At 65.5% G+C, this 18,376-nt stretch carries 18 protein-coding genes; 12 read left to right on the top strand and 6 right to left on the bottom strand.

What is annotated here, in order from left to right; genetic code table 11:
* Nucleotide 1 precedes the first annotated feature (1 nt).
* Genes J5J86_RS01200 through J5J86_RS01210 form a run of 3 tightly spaced genes read left to right on the top strand, consistent with a single transcriptional unit; the run spans nt 2 to nt 2,992 of the window.
* On the top strand, nt 2-1,609 hold the full coding sequence (locus tag J5J86_RS01200) for an acyl-CoA carboxylase subunit beta (protein WP_209103090.1): 1,608 nt from the start codon (nt 2-4) through the stop codon (nt 1,607-1,609).
* A 2-nt stretch (nt 1,610-1,611) separates the two neighbouring features.
* A complete protein-coding gene (locus J5J86_RS01205; protein WP_209103091.1) occupies nt 1,612-2,232 on the top strand; it encodes a 2-hydroxychromene-2-carboxylate isomerase in 621 nt (206 codons plus the stop codon).
* A complete protein-coding gene (locus tag J5J86_RS01210) occupies nt 2,222-2,992 on the top strand; it encodes an enoyl-CoA hydratase-related protein (protein ID WP_209103092.1) in 771 nt (256 codons plus the stop codon). Before J5J86_RS01205 ends, J5J86_RS01210 begins: the two co-directional genes overlap by 11 nt.
* Before the next feature lie 12 nt (nt 2,993-3,004).
* Here J5J86_RS01210 and J5J86_RS01215 read toward each other — a convergent pair whose 3' ends face one another.
* The 6 genes from J5J86_RS01215 to J5J86_RS01240 all read right to left on the bottom strand — a co-directional run bounded on the left by J5J86_RS01215 (nt 3,005) and on the right by J5J86_RS01240 (nt 10,669).
* Nucleotides 3,005-4,219 (bottom strand): MFS transporter, encoded by a 1,215-nt coding sequence (locus tag J5J86_RS01215; RefSeq protein WP_247657888.1) that lies wholly within the window; start codon nt 4,217-4,219, stop codon nt 3,005-3,007.
* Nucleotides 4,220-4,447: 228 nt separating this feature from the next.
* Nucleotides 4,448-5,170, bottom strand: coding sequence for an ABC transporter ATP-binding protein (locus J5J86_RS01220; RefSeq protein WP_209103094.1), 723 nt, complete (start codon nt 5,168-5,170; stop codon nt 4,448-4,450).
* Between the two features lie 10 nt (nt 5,171-5,180).
* A complete protein-coding gene (locus tag J5J86_RS01225; protein WP_209103095.1) occupies nt 5,181-7,160 on the bottom strand; it encodes a branched-chain amino acid ABC transporter ATP-binding protein/permease in 1,980 nt (659 codons plus the stop codon).
* A gap of 4 nt (nt 7,161-7,164) precedes the next feature.
* Nucleotides 7,165-8,064 (bottom strand): branched-chain amino acid ABC transporter permease, encoded by a 900-nt coding sequence (locus tag J5J86_RS01230; protein ID WP_209103096.1) that lies wholly within the window; start codon nt 8,062-8,064, stop codon nt 7,165-7,167.
* A 209-nt stretch (nt 8,065-8,273) separates the two neighbouring features.
* On the bottom strand, nt 8,274-9,482 hold the full coding sequence (locus J5J86_RS01235; RefSeq protein WP_209103097.1) for an ABC transporter substrate-binding protein: 1,209 nt from the start codon (nt 9,480-9,482) through the stop codon (nt 8,274-8,276).
* A 512-nt stretch (nt 9,483-9,994) separates the two neighbouring features.
* The gene (locus tag J5J86_RS01240) at nt 9,995-10,669 is read right to left on the bottom strand and encodes a GntR family transcriptional regulator (RefSeq protein ID WP_247657890.1); all 675 of its coding nucleotides are present in this window, start codon (nt 10,667-10,669) and stop codon (nt 9,995-9,997) included.
* A 210-nt stretch (nt 10,670-10,879) separates the two neighbouring features.
* On the opposite strand from J5J86_RS01240, the gene J5J86_RS01245 reads away from it, so the two are divergent.
* From J5J86_RS01245 to J5J86_RS24620, 9 genes are all read left to right on the top strand, one after another.
* Nucleotides 10,880-11,584, top strand: a complete 705-nt coding sequence (locus tag J5J86_RS01245; RefSeq protein WP_209103098.1) for an HAD family hydrolase — start codon at nt 10,880-10,882, stop codon at nt 11,582-11,584.
* A 29-nt stretch (nt 11,585-11,613) separates the two neighbouring features.
* The gene (locus J5J86_RS01250; RefSeq protein ID WP_247657891.1) at nt 11,614-12,486 is read left to right on the top strand and encodes an amino acid ABC transporter substrate-binding protein; all 873 of its coding nucleotides are present in this window, start codon (nt 11,614-11,616) and stop codon (nt 12,484-12,486) included.
* Between the two features lie 43 nt (nt 12,487-12,529).
* A complete protein-coding gene (locus tag J5J86_RS01255; RefSeq protein ID WP_209103099.1) occupies nt 12,530-13,261 on the top strand; it encodes an amino acid ABC transporter permease in 732 nt (243 codons plus the stop codon).
* Complete coding sequence (locus J5J86_RS01260) at nt 13,248-13,907, top strand: amino acid ABC transporter permease (protein ID WP_209103100.1); 660 nt, start codon at nt 13,248-13,250, stop codon at nt 13,905-13,907. The genes J5J86_RS01255 and J5J86_RS01260 overlap by 14 nt, the downstream gene beginning before the upstream one ends.
* Nucleotides 13,908-13,945: 38 nt before the next feature.
* Nucleotides 13,946-14,689: an amino acid ABC transporter ATP-binding protein gene (locus J5J86_RS01265; protein WP_274706659.1), complete on the top strand. Its 744-nt coding sequence runs from the start codon at nt 13,946-13,948 to the stop codon at nt 14,687-14,689.
* Between the two features lies 1 nt (nt 14,690).
* Nucleotides 14,691-15,695, top strand: coding sequence for a threonine ammonia-lyase (locus tag J5J86_RS01270; RefSeq protein WP_209103101.1), 1,005 nt, complete (start codon nt 14,691-14,693; stop codon nt 15,693-15,695).
* 48 nt (nt 15,696-15,743) lie between these two features.
* Nucleotides 15,744-16,955: a pyridoxal phosphate-dependent aminotransferase gene (locus J5J86_RS01275; protein ID WP_209103102.1), complete on the top strand. Its 1,212-nt coding sequence runs from the start codon at nt 15,744-15,746 to the stop codon at nt 16,953-16,955.
* Nucleotides 16,956-16,992: 37 nt separating this feature from the next.
* On the top strand, nt 16,993-17,424 hold the full coding sequence (locus J5J86_RS01280; protein ID WP_247657892.1) for a RidA family protein: 432 nt from the start codon (nt 16,993-16,995) through the stop codon (nt 17,422-17,424).
* 262 nt (nt 17,425-17,686) lie between these two features.
* Nucleotides 17,687-18,301, top strand: a complete 615-nt coding sequence (locus J5J86_RS24620) for a type I-C CRISPR-associated protein Cas8c/Csd1 (protein ID WP_209103104.1) — start codon at nt 17,687-17,689, stop codon at nt 18,299-18,301.
* The last annotated feature ends 75 nt before the right edge of the window (nt 18,302-18,376 follow it).

Raw genomic sequence — 18,376 nt, forward strand, 5'->3', positions numbered from 1 at the left:
CATGCGCGTCATCCGCTCGATGATCGATACCGGCAGCGCCGATTTCCGGCGCAACGCGGCGCACAACAAGGACCTGGTGGCCCGTTTCCGCGAGCGCCAGGAGGCCGCGCGCCATGTGCGCCCGGCGCGTGATCTGGAGCGCCTCGCCCGCCAGGGCAAGATGCGCCCGCGCGAACGCATCGAGAAGCTCCTCGACCCCGGCACGCCCTTCCTGGAACTCTCTTCGCTCGCCGCCAACATGGCCTATGAGGGAGATTCCCCCTCTGCCAGTTCCATCACCGGCATTGGCGTCGTCTCCGGCCGGGAGGTGATGATCCGGGCGGACGATTCCACCGTGAAGGGCGGCGCCTGGTACCCTCTGACCGCCAAGAAGATCGTGCGCGCGCTGGACATCGCCCTGGAAAACCGCCTGCCGGTGGTGCATCTGTGCGATTCCGCCGGCGGCTTCCTGCAATTGCAGTCGCAAGTGTTTCCCGACAAGTACATGGCCGGGCGCATCTTCCGCAACCAGTCGCACCTGTCGCGCCTCGGCGTGAAGCAACTGGCCCTCGTCTTCGGCCATTGCACGGCGGGCGGCGCCTATATTCCCGCTCTGTCCGATTATAGCGTGATCGTGCGCGGCACCGGCGCCGTCTTCCTCGGCGGCCCCCCTTTGGTGCGCGCCGCCACCGGCGAGGAGGTGACGGTGGAGGATCTGGGCGGGGCCGACATGCACACTTCGGTGAGCGGCACCTGCGACTATCCCGCCTCAAGCGAGGAGGAGGCCATCCATATCGGCCGCGAGATCGTGGCGCAGTGGGATCGCCCGGCCAAATGGAACTGCCAGCGGGAAGCACCCGAGCCGCCGCTTTATGATCCCGCCGAGATCTACGGCATCATTCCCGATGACATCAAGAAGCAGTTCGACATGCGCGAGATCATCGCGCGCATGGTCGATGGCAGCCGGTTTCACGAATATCAGCCTGCCTATGGCACCACCCTTGTCTGCGGCTTTGCCAATATCTGGGGCTTCAAGGTCGGGATCCTGGCCAACAACGGCGTTCTGTTCAACGATTCGTCCCTGAAGGGCGGGCACTTCATCGAATTGTGCAATCAGAACAACACGCCCCTCGTCTTCCTCCAGAACATCACCGGCTACATGATCGGCCGGGACTATGAGCGGCGCGGCATCACCAAGGATGGCGCCAAGATGATCATGGCGCAGAGCTGCTCGCGGGTGCCCAAATTCACCGTCATGTGCAACGGCTCGTTCGGCGCCGGCAATTACGGCATGTGCGGGCGCGCCTTCGACAGCCGCCTCCTGCTCACCTGGCCCAACCACCAGATCGGCGTCATGGGCGGCGACCAGGCGGCCAATACGCTGGCCGAGGTGAAGGCCAACCAGATGCGCCGGGAGGGAGGGGCGGTGGATAACGCGGTGCTGGAGCGGGTGTGGGAGGAGACGCGCGCGGCCTATCAGGACCAGCTGTCCGCTTATTATTCCACGTCCGAACTCTGGGACGATGGCATCATTGATCCGCTCGACACCCGCAATGCGCTCGGCATCGCCCTCTCGGCCTCACTGAACGCGCCGCTCGGCGATCCCGGCTATGGCGTGTTCCGCTTCTGACCATGGCCGATCCCATCCGCTTCTATTTCGACTTTTCCTCGCCTTATGCCTGGTTCGCGCTCGATCGTCTTGAGCACCTGGCGCGGATGCATCAGCGGGAGATTGTGTGGCGTCCCGTTCTGCTGTGGGCCGTCTTCAAGGCGCAGGGCATTCCCGTGCCGCTGGAGGCACCGGCCAAGCGCGCCTATCTCATCGCCGACATGGAACGCTCGGCGGCCTTTTACGGCGTGCCCTTCCGCTTGCCAGACGTGCTCGGGGTCTCCACGCATCTGGCCGCGCGGCTCTTTTATGCCATGACACAGGACCGGCCCCACATCGCACCCGCCTTGGCGCGCACCCTTCTGCGCGCCCATCTTGCCGAAAACCGGCCTTTGACCGAGGAGGCCGTCCTGCTGGCGTGCGCCGCCGCCTTTGGCTGGGGACCCGAGGAGGCGCGCGCGGCGCTTCAGGCTGCGGCCTGCAAGCAGCAGCTTGTCGCGGCGGTGGATGAGGCGGTGGCGCTCGGCGTCATCGGCTCGCCCTTCTTCGTCGTGGACGGCGAGGGCTTTTTTGGCGTCGATCGCCTGCCGCACGTGGCCTGGCGGCTCGCCGGTTCAGGACAGGGAGGGCAAAATGACCGATAGCGCAGACGTGCTCTATGAGCAGGCAGGCCGCGTGGTGCGCCTGACCATCAACCGGCCGGCCCGCCTCAACGCCTATCGCAACGGCACCGCTGATGCCTTGCGCGCCGCGCTCGCCCGCGCCGAGGCGGACGAAGGAGTGCGCTGCGTGGTGCTGACGGGCGCAGGGAGGGCCTTCGGCGCGGGATATGATCTCAGCTCCATCGATCCCACAGCCGTTCCCGCCCTCGACGACGTGTTGGAGACCCATTTCAATCCGCTGGTACGCCAGATGCGCCGCTCCCGCCTGCCCATCGTGGCCATGGTGAACGGCCCCTGCGCCGGGGCGGCGGTGGGCATCGCGCTGGCGGCCGACATCGTGGTGGCCGGGGAGAGCGCCTATTTCTACCAGCCCTTCGCCGGCCTTGCTTTGGTGCCGGATGCGGGCAACACCGCCTTCCTCACCGCCCTTGCCGGCCGTGGCCGCGCCGCCGGCATGATGCTGCTGGGCGATCGCATCCCGGCGCGCGAGGCCCTCGCCTTCGGGCTCGTCTGGCGGGTGTTCACGGACGCCGCCCTGGGTGAGGAGACCCGCATCCTCGCCGAGCGCCTCGCGGCGCTCGATCCGGCCGCCGCCTCCGCCATCAAGCGCCTGGTGCACGCGGCTTGCGACGGACTGCTGGACGCCCAGCTCGACCTGGAGCGCGATCTTCAGGGGGAGTTGGGACGCCGGCCGCAGATGCAGGCCGCCATCGCTGCCTTCTTCGCGCCCAAGACGGCCTGATCGACCCTGCCCCTATCCGCGCGCCGCCAGACGGCGCTGGCTGGCGGCCAGGGCAATCATGGCCAGGACCAGCGGCACCAGGGCCAGCGCCAGAAGCGCGTTCCAGCCGAACGCGGAGAGCAAGCCTCCCGACAGGAAGGAGCCCACCGCCATGGTGCCAAACACGGCGAAATCATTGAAGGATTGAACGCGGGCCTTCTCTTCCGGCAGGTGGCAGTCCAGCACCATGGCGGAGGCGCCCACGAAGCCGAAATTCCAGCCGACGCCGAGCAGGATCAGCATCGCCCAGAAGTGCCCGACCTCAATGCCGAACAGTCCAGCCACAGCGGCAAGGCCGATGAGGCCGAGCCCGGTCGCCACCACGCGGGAGGCGCCGAAGCGGCTGATCAGACGGCCGGTCCAGAAGCTCGGCCCATACATGGCGATGACATGCCATTGCAGGCCGAGATTGGCGGCCTCCTGCGAGTGGCCGCACAGCCGCATGGCGAGCGGTGCGGCGGTCATGAGGAAATTCATCAGGAGGTAGGAGACCACGCCGCAGGTGACCGCCAGGATGAAGCGCGGCTGCTGGATGATGACGCCCAGAGGGCGCCCGCCCGTGCGGTCCGCGGCACTGGGCAAGGGCAACTTGACCCCGATCAGCACGAGGGCGGACAGCGCCGCGGCCACAGCCTGTCCGATATAGGTGGCCGCGAACAGATAAGGCGGCGACAGGTTCATCGTATAGGTGACGAGCTGCGGCCCCAATATGCCGGCGAACACCCCGCCCGCCATCACCGCCGACAGGGCACGGGGCCGTCGCTCGGGGGCCGCGCAGTCGGTGGCGGCGAAACGGAAGCTCAGCACGACTGCGCCATAGACGCCAGCAAAGAAGGTCGACAGGCAGAACAGCCAGAAGGATGCCTTCACGACGGCGAGGGACGCAATCAGCCCGGCAATGACCCCGCAGGCCGTCCCCAGCATGAACACCAGCCGGCGACCATGGCGTTGCGCGATGGCGCCCGCAGGCAAGGTGCAGAAGGCCATGCCCACGACAAAGATGGAAATGGGCAAAGTCGCAAGCGCGGCGCTGGGGGCCAGCATGTGCCCGACAATCGCGCCGGTGGCGAAGACGACGGTGGCGTTCATGCCCGCGAGAGCTTGGGCGATGGAGAGCCGCAGGACGTTGCCGCGCTCCAGGCGCAAGGCGTCCGACAGGTCCTGCCGGGGGGACAATGTGGTGCTCAAGCCTCTGATGACCTTCTCAAAAAGACGCTGCCCGCTGCGTTGTATGCATGTGCCCCGGTCGCGGTGTTTTGTCGACCTCCTTCGCATGCCCTCGGCCATGTTCCGAGGGTGCGGAAGCAGACCGGGCCGGGTGCTCTGATGCCGGGCGGGTCCTGTGAAACAGTTTATATTACCTTGTTACCGTTGTTGGCGTGTGTCCCCATGGGGGGCGCGGCCTCCCGTTGGCGGTCAATGGGCGTGGCCGAGATAGGCGGCGCGGACCGCCGGATCGTCGCGCAACTGGGCCGCCGGGCCGGAGGCGGAGAGGCGGCCATTTTCCAGCACATAGCCGAAATCGGCTACCTCCAGCGCGGCGGCGGCGAACTGCTCCACCAGCAGCATGGTGATCTTCTGCTCCTTCAGCCGCGTGATGGTGGCAAACACCTCCGCCACCAGGCGCGGGGCGAGGCCCATGGAGGGCTCGTCCAGCAGCAGCACGCGGGGATTGAGCATCAGCGCCCGCGCCATGGCCAGCATCTGCTGCTCGCCGCCCGAGAGCGTGCCCGCCAGCTGGTCGCGCCGCTCCTGGAGGCGCGGAAAGAGGGCGAACATGCGCGAGAGGTCATTGTCCACGTCGCCCCTGGGCCGCGACCCCGTGAGGCGCGGGAAGGCGCCCAGCAGCAGATTGTCCGTGACCGACAGCGTCGGGAACACGCGGCGGCCTTCCGGCGAATGGGCCATGCCCTTGCGGGTGATGCCATAGGAGGGCAGGCCGCCAATCTCCTCCCCACCGAGGCGGATGGAGCCCGACTGGGGCGCGATCATGCCGGAGAGCGCGCGCAGCGTCGTCGTCTTGCCGGCGCCGTTGGAGCCGATGAGGGTGACGAGCTGGCCCTCTTCCACCTTGAGGCTGAGGCCGTGGAGCACCTGCACCTTGCCGTAGCCGGCCACGAGATCCTTCACTTCGAGCATGGCCACCCCCTCATTCCGCGGCCAGGGCGGCGCCGCCCAGATAGGCCTCGATGACCCGTTCGTCGGCCTGCACCTCGGCCGGCCGGCCTTCGGCAATCTTCTGGCCGAAGTCCAGCACGCTCACCATGTCGCAGACCCCCATGACCACATCCATGTGATGCTCGATGAGCACGATGGTGATGCCTGCGTCGCGCACCTTGCGGATGATCTCCATGAGCACGCGGATGTCGGGCGCGGTGAGGCCGGCGGCGGGCTCGTCCAGCAGCAGGAGCTGCGGGTCCAGCGCCAGCGCGCGGGCGATTTCCAGCAGGCGCTGCTTGCCATAGGGCAGGTTGCGCGCCTCCTCATTGGCGAGGTCCTGAAGGCCCACGAAGGCGAGCAGCCCCATGGCCCGCTCGCGCGCCGCCCGCTCTTCCCGGCGGATGCGGGGCAGGCCAAGGGCCACCTCCAGGAAGGTCGCCCGATAGGTGTGGTGGAGGCCCACCAGCACGTTCTCGATCAGCGTCAGCTCGCCGAAGAGCTGCACGTTCTGGAAGGTGCGGGCGATGCCGTCGGTGGCGATGGCCGCCGACTTGCGGCCGGCAATGTCCTGTCCCTTGAAGCGGATGGCGCCGCCGGTGGGCACATAGATGCCGGTGAGCACGTTCATCATGGTGCTCTTGCCCGAGCCGTTCGGACCGATGAGGCCGTGGATGGTGCCCGGCTTCACGGCGATGGACACCCGGTCCAGCGCCCGAAGGCCCCCGAACTGCATGACCACCCCGTCCGTCTCCAGGAGCACGCCGGGTCCGGACGCGCCGGCGGTGGTGACCGCCGTCTTGGCGGCGGTGGCGTCGATCACCGCATGGGCATGGAACAACCGCGGCCAGAGCTTGATGGCCGTGCGCTTGAGGAAGCCCACAATGCCTTCGGGCAAATAATAGACCACGAACAGGATCATCATACCGAAGACGGTGAGCTTGTAGTCGGTGATCTTCTCCAGCATCAGCGAGAAGATGAAGAAGCCGATGCATAGCGCCACGGGGATGGCATTCTTCAGCCGCCGGTCCGGCTCGGCGAAGAAGGCGCGGATTCCGGCAATCACGGCGATCACCGCCACGAGCCCCGCGATCTGGCGGAACAGGTTGATGTCCGCCAGCAGGTTGGGCAGGAAGACGATGATGACCGCGCCGAGGATCGGCCCCAGGCGCGACTTGCGCCCGCCCACCGTCACCGCCAGCAGGAACTGGACGGAGAGCTCGAAACCGAAATTGTTCGGCGCGATATATTGCTCCGAATAGGCAAAGAGCACCCCGGCAAGCCCCGCAAAGCCCGCGCTCACCACGAAGGCCAGCACCTTGTGCTTGTAGACGCTCACCCCCATGCAGTCCGAGGCGATGGGGCTGTCGCGCAGCGCCTCGAAGGCGCGCCCGAGGTGCGAGGCGAGGATGCGGTTGATGACCACCAGTGCCAGCACCAAGGCGATGGCGCAGATGTAGTAATATTCCACTTCCTTCATGCGCTTCAGCGACATGTCGAACAGCGGAATGGTGCTGCCCCAGTCCCGCAGGTCCAGGAAGAGCGGCGTCGACAGCTTGATGCCCAGCGGCCCGTTGGTGAGATCGCTCATCTCATTGATGAGGATTTGCACAATGGTGCCAAAGGCGAGCGTCACCATGGCGAGGTAAGGCCCGTTCACGCGCAGCGCCGGGAAGGCCAGGATGACGCCGAACAGGGCAGCCATGATGACGCCCAGCGGCAAGGCCGGCCAGAAGCCGATCCCGAAATGCATGGACAGCACGCCGGCCGTATAGGCGCCGATGCCGAACAGCGCCGCATGGCCGATGGAGACTTCGCCCGTATAGCCAAACACCACGTCGAGGCCGAGCAGCAGGATGGCATAGATGGCGATGGTCACCATCAGGTGCAGGTAATAGGGGCTTGTCACCGCGAAGGGCAGGACGAGCAGGACAGCAAGGCCGAGAACGGCGCCGGCAAGTTTCAGCGGCATCGGCTCAGACCTTCTTGATGGCAGCGCGGCCGAACAGGCCGGACGGCTTCAGGGACAGGACGAGGAGCAGGAGGACGAGGCCGGGCACGTCCTTGTAGCCGGTGGAAATGTAGTAGCCGGTCAGCGTCTCGGTGATACCGAGGATAAGACCGCCCACGATCACGCCCATGCCGCTGGACAGGCCGCCAATGATGGCCACCGCAAAGGCCTTCAGCCCCAGCGCCGCGCCCATGGTGGCCCCGGTGAGCGTCACCGGGGCGATGAGCACGCCGGCCAGCGCCGCGGTGGTGGAGGAGAGCGCGTAGGAGAAGGTGATGACGCGGCGCGTATTGATGCCCATCAGGTCGGCCGCGTCCTTGTCATTGGCGGTGGCGACCACGGCCTTGCCGTAGATGGTGCGGCGGTTGAACACCTCCACCGCCAGCATCATGGCCAGCGCGCCGAGCACGATGGCGATCTCCATGGGCTGTACGCGGATGGGGCCGATGTTCAGCGCCGCCTCGGGCAGGGGGGAGGGAAAGCGCAGCGCGTCGCGGCCCCAGATGTTCTCGGCCAAATTGCGGAAGATGATGCCGAGCGCGATGGTGGCCATGATCCAGCCCGCCTCGGACTTCGCCTCCACGGCGCGTCGCACGCCCAGCCACTCCACCACCGTGCCTTGGGCCATGCCGAAGACGAACACCACCGGTAGCATGAGCAGATAGGCGAGCCAGTTGCCCAGCGCCTGACCGATGAGGAAATTGATGGTGGTGAGCCCCACCAGGGCCCCCAGCATCAGCGCCTCGCCCTGGCCGAAATTCAGCGTCTTGGAGGTGACGAAGGTGAGCTGGTAGCTGAAGGCGATGACGCCATAGATCATGCCGACGGCGATGCCGCTGACGACGAGCTGCAACAGGATGTTCATGGCCGGTCCCGAAGGCGAGGAGCGGGCCCGCGCGCGGCGCGGGAGGGAAAGGTCGCGTTCTGAAAGGGTCGCGTTCCGAAGAAGTGGTGGCCGGGCGTGGCCCGGCCCATCCCCGAACTGCGTCGGGTGGAGCTAAGGCGTCTGTGCCCGGGACAGGCCCGGGCACCCTTGGCGCATGCAAGGCGGGCCGCGATGGCCCGCCCGCAGGCTCAGTTGGTGGCGGGCTTCACCCGCACCGCCTTGTCGCCGGCAATGTCTTCGGGATGGGCGGCCACCACGCGGCCCCCCTTCACCACGCCGAACACCGGGATGTTGGACGTGATGGCCTCATGGTCGGTGGCGCTGAAGGGCTTGTCATAGATGGTGACGACGCCTTCCACCTTGGTCTTCAGGTTTTCCAGTGCCTCGCGCACCTTCTTGCCGTCGGTGGAGCCGGCCTGGGTGATGGCGGCGGCCAGCAGATAGACCGAGTCATAGCCCTGCGCGGCGGAGACCGGGGAGGGGATGCGGTCCACCTTGTAGGCGGCCTGATAGGCGTCGATGAAGGCCTTCCGCTTCGGGGTATCACCCAGCTGGATGAAGGTCTGGGGCATCATCGCGCCCTCGCCATTGGCGCCGGCCGTGTCGATGAAGCTGGCCATGGACAGGGTCCAGGACCCGATCATGGGCACCTTCCAGCCGAGCTTGGCCATGCCGTTGGCGATCTGCGCCAGTTCCGGGCCGATGGCATAGGTCAGGATCACGTCGGCGCCGGCTTCCTTGGCGCGCAGCAGCTGCGCGGTCATGTCGGTGTCGCCGATGTTGAACTTCTCGGTGGCCACCGGCTTGATGCCCATGGTGGCCAGCGCCTTTTCCAGGTCCTGGCGACCGAGCTGGCCGTAATTGGTGCTGTCGGCGAGGATGGCCGGCTTCTTGAAGCCCTGCCGCTTCACCGCTTCCTCGGCGATCATGGCGCTCTGGATGGTGTCATTGGCAGAGGTGCGGAAGATGTAGTTCGCCTTGTCCTTCGGCGGCAGGAACTGCTGGGTGATGGCGGTGCCGGTGGCGACGTTGTTGATGACCGGAATCTCGGCTTCCTGATAGAAGCGCTGCGAGGCGAGCGCGACGCCGGTATTGATGAAGCCGAGGGTGGCGATCACCTCTTCCTTGTTGATCAGCTCCTGGGCGATCTGGACGCTGACCTCGTTCTTGGCCTCGTCGTCCCGCTCCACGAGCACGAGGGGGCGGCCGAGAACGCCGCCATTCTTGTTGATCTCCGCCACCGCCAGCTTCACGCCGTCGCGCATGGAGACGCCCATGGACGAGGAGCCGCCGGTAAAGGGGCCGGAGAGACCGATCTTGATGGGGTCGGCCGCAATCGCGGCGCCGGCCATAGCAAAGCTCACGGCGGCCGCCGTGAGGATCCACTTCAGTCGCATGTTTCACTCCCTAGGGGTGCCTGATTTTTTGGCATCATTGTCGGGACGTCTCTTTTGAGCGTCCGCGCTTCAATCGTTTAAAGTAATCACTCCCGGTGCGCCAGTTCAACCTTGGCGTGATTACCTTAGGTAAGGCGCTTTTATTGAAGCGCGACGGCGCGGGCGCTGGACGCGATCCCGGCGCACGTTTGTCGAACGCGCCTATGGAACGCGTTCAAATAAATGGCTCCCGATGCCTCGCCCCGCCCTCTGCACCGTTGAGCTGATCGACATGCGCGCCCGGATGCTCCTGGAAACGGCTGGGATCGTGGCCACGAAGGCGATAGGGAGCTCTCCATGCGCCGCTTCTGGTTCGGCGGGGCATCAAGGCCGTTTCGAGGCCTGCTGAGCTGAGCCTGATAGGTAAAGGGGCCCCGCTTGCTTTCTAAATTTGCGTCAGCCGCCAGTGTATGGGGGCGGGTTCTGTGATGGCTCGACCGTGAGTTTAGTAATTGTTTGTTCTTGCACATGCCTCATTTTCCAAGGCTTTCGACAAGCAGATCGCCCGTGGCAAGGATGTGGATGCGCAGCGCGTCACAGGCGCGTTCAATGTCTCTCATCTCGCAGCGCTGCAATATTTCGCGATGCTCGATTTGTGACTGCTCGGAGTGATGGGTCTCCTCCCACGTGAAGCGCAGGTATCTCTCGAAATTCAGTCTCAAATTGCTGATGAGCTCGAGGGTGCGCTCCTTGCGGGCGGGCGCGTAGAGAAGCTCATGAAACCGGGCATTCAGGAGGATCCTGGCGTCGACGGTGTCGGCCGCGTCGAGCTTGTCCAAAGTGCGTCCGCACTGCTGAAAGTCCGAGCGGACCATGTTCGGGATCGACCATCGCAGCGCCTGGCATTCCAGGAGGGCGCGCAATTGGGTGATTTCCCAGGCTTCGTCGGCGCTCAGCTTGGCCACGCTGACCCCGCGTCGCGGCTCCGCCTTCAGGAAGCCTTCGGCGGTGAGTTGGCGGAACGCTTCGCGCACGATCATTTGGCTGACGCCATACTGCGTGGCCAGGGCGTCCTGCCGGAGCCGTTCTCCGCCCTGGAGCCGATTGTGCATGATCGCATTGCGCAGTTCATCGCACACGATGGCGGAGGCCGTACGGTTGAGCGCCGGCGGCTCGTGACTTCTTTCTGTCTCGTCGAGATCGACCATCACGCCTTCTTTCAAGCGATAGTTGCGCGCGTCCGCCCGCGGGGCGCGCGGCTTGTGCATAGGTGACTGATAGCGCCGGATCGATCGCGGCGAAAGTCTCGTAACCCGGTTCCACGCCTCTGCAGCGCTCTATCATCCTGTGCGCTTGACGGGCATTGGTCCGTGTCGTAATTAGCGATTATCGCTAATTTAGACGGACAGCCTCTCTCCATGATCCGCCTCGCCGACTTTGATGCCGTGACCTTCGACGTCTATGGCACCCTTATTGATTGGGAGCCCTCCATCGCTGCGTTTCTCGGCCGCTGGGCCGGGCAGTCCGGTGTCGTCGCCAGCGATGAGGAGCTCATCATGGCGTTTGATCGCGCCCGGGCGGAAATCCAGAAAGAGCGGCCTGCCCATCTCTATCCCGACGTTCTGCGCCGCTGCTTCGACCGCATCGCGCTTGAGCTGAAACTGCCTGTCGACGCGGACCTGCGTGAGGCCTTCGCTGCCACGCCCCATCACTGGCCGGCTTATTCCGACGTCCCGGCGGGCCTGAAGGCGCTGCAGGCGCGCGCGAAGATCGGCGCCCTCTCCAATATCGATAATTCGTCCCTCGCCTCCTCCTGCGCCAAGATGAATATCGCCTTCGACATCGTGGTCACCGCCGAGCGCGTGGGCGCCTACAAGCCGAGCCCGGATCATTTCGAGACCGCGCTCGCCGACCTCTCCGCGCAGGGCATCCCACCCGCGCGCATCCTCCATGTGGGCCAGAGCCTGCGCGCGGACATCACGCCCGCAAACCGCCTCGGCCTCACCTGCGTCTGGATCAACCGGCCCGACCGCCTGCTCGGCCTTTCCGGCGAGGGGGCGGCCGAGGCGCGGCCGGACCTCACCGTCTCAAGCCTTGCGGAAATGCTCGAAGCCATCGGCTGAACGTCCACACAAAAACCAGAGGGGACATCATGAAACACGCTTTGTCGGCCGCCATGGGCGCGGTCATCGCCACGCTCGCCCTCGCCCCCGTCGCGCAGGCGCAGTCCAGCGATGCAGTGCTCGACCGTATCCGCGCCAAGGGCGCCATCTCCATCGGCTATCGCGACGCCTCCATTCCCTTCTCCTTCGTGGATGCGCAGGGCAAGCCGCAGGGCTATTCCACCGACATCTGCCTGGAAGTGGCCAATACGGTGAAGACGGCGCTCAACCTGCCCGATCTTCAGGTGAAGATGGTGCCGGTCAATTTGCAGAACCGCATTCCGCTGGCGGCCAATGGCACCGTGGACATTTCCTGCGAGTCGGCGGTCAATACCATTGCCCGGCAAAGCCAGGTGGACTTTTCCTATCCCTTCTTCATCTCGCACACCCGCCTTCTGGTGAAGGACAAGTCGGGCATCGGCGAGTTGAAGGACCTGGCCGGCAAGGTCATCGCCTTGCCCATCAATTCCGTGCCGGAGCGCCTGATCCGGTCGCTCATCGAGAAGGACAAGCTCAACGTCCGCATCGTGCCGGTGAAGGACAATGCGGAAGGCTTCCTCGCCCTCTCCACCGATCGCGTGGACGCCTTCGCCACCGACGACATCCTGCTCTTCGGCCTGCGCGGCAAGGCGCCCAATCCTTCCGACTACAAGGTGGTGGGGGCACCCTTATCTTATGATTACTATGGATTCCTGGTGCAGAAGAACAGCACCGTCTTCCTGTCCCTGGTGAATGCCACCCTCTCGCGCATGGCCCGCGACGGCCGGCTCCAGGCGCTCTACGCCAAATGGTTCTCGCCCATGGGGGTTCCGCTCTCGCCGGATCTCGAGACCATTTTCAATGTCATCGCCATCCCGGAATAGCGCGTTCCGCCAACGTCTTGCGCCCTCACAGAAGAATGCCGCGATGACCTATTCCTGGAACTGGGGCGTCCTCGTGCAGGACCCCTATCTGCAATGGCTCGGCTGGGGCCTTGCCCTCACGCTCGCCATCTCGCTGGGCGCGCTGGCCATTGCGCTCTCGGTGGGGACGGCGGTCGGCATCCTGCGCAGCTCGGAGCGTGCCGTGCTGCGTGCCGCGACGGGCGCCTATATCAGCCTCTTCCGAAACATCCCCCTGCTGCTTCAGATGTTCCTGTGGTTCTTCGTGGTGCCGGAACTGCTGCCGGAGGGCGCCGGCCGCTGGCTCAAGCGCGATCTTCCCTATCCGGAAATCGTCACCGCCATCATCGCCCTTGGGCTCTTCACCAGTTCACGCATCGCCGTCCAGGTGAGTGCGGGCATCGATGCGGTGCCGCGTGGCCAGCGCATGGCGGCGAAGGCGGCGGGGCTGTCGCAGCTCCAGGCCTATCGGCTGGTGCTGCTGCCGCAGGCGCTGCGCATCATCATTCCCCCTTTGACCTCGGAAATCCTGACCATCTTCAAGAACTCGTCGGTGGCCCTGACCATTGGCGTCTATGAGCTGACCACCCAGACGCAGCAGATCCAAAGCATCACCTATCAGGGTTTCGAGGCCTTCACGGCAGCGACCATCCTCTATCTGGCCATCGCCATGACGGTCACCGTGATCATGCGGGCCATTGAGCGGGGCGTCGCGCTGCCCGGCACCACGTCAGGGGGTCTCCATGTCCGCTTTTGATCTTGCGCCCATCACCAACTCCCTGCCTTTCTTGCTTCAAGGCCTGGGCCTGAGCATCTTGCTCACCGCCATCGCCATGGGGGGCGGCATCGCCCTCGGGCTTGTCATTGCGCTGGTGCGGCTGACCCGTGTGCCGGTGCTCGCGCCGCTGGCCGCGCTCTATGTGAACGGCTTCCGAGCGGTTCCGCTGATCCTGGTGATCTTCTGGTTCTACTTCCTGGTTCCTCTTCTGGTGGGGCGCTCGGTCGGCGCGCTCTATTCGGTGCTCATTGCCTTCGTCATGTTCGAGGGGGCCTATTATTCGGAGATCATGCGGGCGGGCCTGCAAAGCGTGCGGGTGGGCCAATGGCAGGCGGCCAAGGCCTCGGGGCTCGGCTATCTCCAGACGGTGCGCCTCATCGCCTTGCCCCAGGCCCTGCGCAACATGGCGCCGCTCATGGTGACCCAGGGCGTGATCCTGTTCCAGGACACCGCGCTCGTCTACGTGGTCTCGCTCCACGATTTCATGACGTCCGTCAGTATTGTCGCCAACAATACGAACAGTCCCGTTGAGATGTACGTGTTCGCGGCGGTCGTCTACCTCGCCATCTGCCAGGCCGGCAATGCGCTCGCGGGGCGGCTGAAGCGCGCCTCCCGGGCCGCATGAGGCCGCCTTCCACACACCCTCCAGCCATGGATGTGCCGATGACTTCGCATGAAATGATCAAGGTGGAAGGTCTGGGCAAGAGCTTTGGCCCCTTGGAGGTGCTGAAGGATTGCAGCCTCAGCGTGCGGCGGGGTGAGGTGGTGGTCATTTGCGGCCCATCGGGCTCCGGCAAGAGCACGCTCGTCAAGTGCATCAACGGCATCGAGGCGTTCCAGCGCGGCCAGGTGCTGATCGAGGGCGCGCCGCTGCCCTCCCGCGGGCGGGCAGCGGCGCGCATGCGGGCGCGGGTGGGCATGGTGTTCCAGCATTTCGAGCTTTATCCGCATTTGACCGTGCTGGAGAATATCTGCCTCGCCCCGGTCCATGTGCTCAAGCGCCCGCGGGCGGAGGCGCAGGCCAAGGCGCGCGGGCTTCTCGCCCGCGTCGGCCTTGCGGACAAGGAAGCCGCCTATCCCGCGCAATTGTCCGGCGGCCAGCAGCAGCGCATCGCCATCGTGCGCGCGCTGGCCATGGACCCGGTGGCCATGCTGTTCGACGAGCCCACCTCGGCGCTTGATCCGGAAATGATCGGCGAAGTGCTGGCGGTGATGCTGGAACTCGCCCGCGAGGGCATGACCATGATCGTGGTCACCCACGAAATGGGCTTCGCCAAGGCCGCCGCCGACCGGGTGGTGTTCATGGACAAGGGCGCCATCGTCGAGATCGACGAGACGCAGGCCTTCTTCGCGGCGCCCCGCTCGGAGCGCGCCCGCCTTTTCCTCTCCCGCGTTTTGGCACATTGACATGAACCCCTTTTCCATCCCCACCCGCGACGACATTCTCGATGCCCGCCGCACCCTTGCCGGTGTCGCCGTGGAAACGCCGCTGCTGCGCTCCGACGCGCTGGACCGGTTGACCGGTGCCCGCGTCCTCCTGAAATGCGAGAATCTCCAGCGCACCGGCGCCTTCAAATTCCGGGGCGCCTATAATTGCCTGTCGCGGCTGGACCGGGCGGCCTATCCCGGCGGCGTCGTGGCCTATTCCACGGGCAATCATGGCCAGGCGGTCGCCACGGTGGCGCGGATGCTGGATCTCCCCGCCACCATTGTCATGCCGCAGGACGCCCCTGCGGTGAAGATCGCCAAGGCCCGCGCGGCCGGGGCGCAGATCGTGCTCTATGACCGCAATCGCCAGTCGCGTGAGGAGATCGCCGCCGAGATCGCAGGTCGCACCCCGGTTGCGGTGGTTCCGCCCGGCGACCATCGCCACATCATTGCCGGCCAGGCGACGGTGACGATGGAGAGCATTCACCAGATGGGCGGGTTGGTGCCCGATGTCATCCTGGTCCCGTGCGGTGGGGGCGGGCTGTCCGCCGGGACCTGCCTGGCGGTCGAGGCCATGGGCGTGCGGCCTGAGGTCTGGGCGGTGGAGCCGGAGGATTTCGACGACACGCGCCGCTCGCTCGCCAGTGGCATGCGGGAGGTGAATGCCGCCCTGTCCGGCTCGCTCTGCGATGCTCTCTTGGCCCCGATACCCGCCGAACTGCCGTTCTCCATCACCCAGCGCCGCCTCGCCGGGGCGCTGACGGCCTCGGACGTCGATGTGCTGCGGGCCATCCGCTTTGCTTATGAGGAATTGCGGCTGGTTACTGAACCGGGGGGGATCATCGCGCTCGCTGCCTTGCTGGCCGATCCGGCCCGCCCGCGCGGGAAGACCGCCCTCATCATTATCTCCGGCGGCAATGTGGATCCCGCCGTGTTCAAGACCGCTCTCGATCTTGACCTCGCCCCCCTGGGCTCGGCCGCCTAAGCGCCGGATCTCACCGATTTCTCATTCTGTTGCATCAAGGACACCTCTATGCCTTCCGCCTTCGACAGGTTCGCCGCCCTTGCCACCGACAGTGCCCCCGGCCAGGAGGTCCGCCAGAGCACGGGAGACGTGGGGGCGCTCATGCGCGGCGAGCCGATGGCCGGCCCGTTGGTGGACTTCTCCCATGGCGACGTGGACGCCTTCACTCCGGCGCCGGGTGCGCTGGAGGCCTTCTCCCAGGCCGTGGAAGCGGGGGGACGGCAGGCCTATACGGAGTATCGCGGGGCGGCGGACATTCGCGCGGCGCTTGCTGAAAGGCTCGCCGTCTTCACCGGGGCGCCGGTTTCGCCCGATGCCGGCACCATCGTGACGCCGGGCACCCAGGGCGCGCTCTTCCTGGCACTTGGGGCGCTGGTGGCGCCCGGCGACAAGGTTGCCATCGTGCAGCCCGATTATTTCGCCAACCGCAAAATCGTCCAGTTTCTGGGCGGGGTGCCGGTTCCCGTGCCCATGGACTATCTGGGCACGTCCACAGAGGCCGGCCTTGAACTGGATCGTCTGCGGGATGTGTTCGCGGCGGGGGCGAAGGTTTTCCTGTTCTCCAATCCTAACAATCCCACCGGCGTCGTCTATTCCGCCCGCGAAATCCGAGCCATCGCCGACCTTGCGGGGCAGTTCGACGTGACCGTGGTTGCCGATCAGCTCTATTCCCGCCTGCTCTATGATGGCGAGACCTATACGCATCTGCGGGCCTGTGGCCTTGCGGACGAGCGGGTGGTGACCATTATGGGGCCGTCGAAGACGGAGTCGCTCTCTGGCTACCGCCTCGGAATCGCGTTCGGTGCGCCCTCCATCATTGATCGCATGGAGAAGCTGCAGGCCATCGTCTCCCTGCGGGCCGCGGGCTACAATCAGGCGGTGCTGCGCACTTGGTTCTGCGAGCCAGAGGGCTGGATGGCGAACCGCATCCGTCTGCACCAGGCCGTCCGGGATGATATGCTCCAGCTGTTCCGGGCTGGGGGGCTCCCCACGCGCACCCCGAAGGCCGGGAGCTATCTCTTCCCCACCTTGCCGGACCTCGCGGTCAGCCTCTCCGACTTCGTGCGCCTGTTGCGCCACCAGGCACAGGTGATCGTCACGCCGGGCACGGAGTTCGGCCCGCACGACCACAGCATTCGCCTCAATTTCTCCCAGGGCCACGCATCGGCCGTGGCCGCCGCCCGGCGGATCGTGGCCATGGCACAGCTGTATCGCAGGTGACGACATGCCATTGGACCCCGCGACTGGCGCATGTCCCGTGCGCCAGCCCAGCCCACCTCCGCCCCAGGGGCTTTATGTTCCCGCCCGGCGTCACAACGACCTCGTCTTCGTCTCCGGCATGACGCCGAGGCGAAACGGCGTGCTCCTCCATGCGGGGCAGGTTGCCGCCGATGCGCCTGCCGAGCTTTATGAAGAGGCCGTGCGGCTTGCCACAGGCAATGCCCTTCAGGCCGCTGAGACGCAGCTTAGGAGCGCAGAACGGATTGCGTCCGTGGTGAGCCTGACGGTGTATGTCAACGCCCCGCCGGGTTTTACGCGCCATTCCCAGATCGCGGATATTGCCTCGCGTCATATCCAAGACCGCCTCCCCGCAGTCTTGCCGAGCCGCGCCGCCATTGGTGTCGCGTCCTTGCCGGGAAATGCAGTGGTGGAAATTTCAATGATTGCGAGTGTGTCTTCAGGCGATTGAGGTAGAAATCAATTCAAATGGAACGCCGTCAAAGGAACCATGGTTTTTATCATGGCTATACCCGGCCGGTGACGAGGCACTGAACGGCCACCCGTCCCCGACCTCCCAGGACGCGCCTTCCGCTAGAGCGCGATCCCATCAGATTGAATCAATCTGATGGGTGAATCCCCCTCTAACCCATTGATAGAGAATGCGTGATCCGATCAGATGGCGATGCCATCTGATCGGCGCATGCTCTAAGGCGCCACTCTGAACCGCATGCTTGAGCGGCTCCAGCCGCAACCGCCTCTCCCGCGGCATGGGCGACGCCACCCTGGTGTTCTGTGCCGACACGTCACGGACCGTGAACGAGGAGGGAGCGCAGGCGGCGGAGAGTTGGTTCGCAACCTTCATCGAGCCGCCGGATGACGCAGATGAGGCCCGCAAGGAGCGCCTGGGGCTGGAACAGATGCCGGAGGGGCGCCCGGTGGAGGATCTCGATCCACGCCTGTGCGCGGGCACGCGCTTCCACATGCTCGGCCTTGCCCCCAATGCGGCGCGCCTGTCCGTGCGCTACTGGATGACGGACGATGTCGGCGCCTTCCCGGCGCGCCTCGCCGCATCCAACACGGCCTCAATGCGGCCCCTGGCGCGGGAAGCTGTCTCGTTTTTTCCCGCCCAGATGGGCGTCAGGACCGCGAGCACGTCCTCAATGCTGACTTGGTCCAACGCGTTGTCACGGATGGCCGCGTTGGTGGCGACGGTCCGGGCGTTGAGTCTGTTGAATTTCATGCGGATTGCTAGCGGCGCGGAGCTAGGCGTGATTGCTCCTAGCCCTAGACCTAGACCTTTTGGAGATGCTCTGCGAAACGGAATCCAGGAACTTCAACGCTTTTGAAAGGGTGCGGGAACGTCTGGAACAGGTAATTGGCGGGCCGCGACCGATGAAACGGAGAACTATATCTACGCTGTA

This window comes from Aquabacter sp. L1I39 (assembly GCF_017742835.1).
GTDB lineage: Bacteria > Pseudomonadota > Alphaproteobacteria > Rhizobiales > Xanthobacteraceae > L1I39.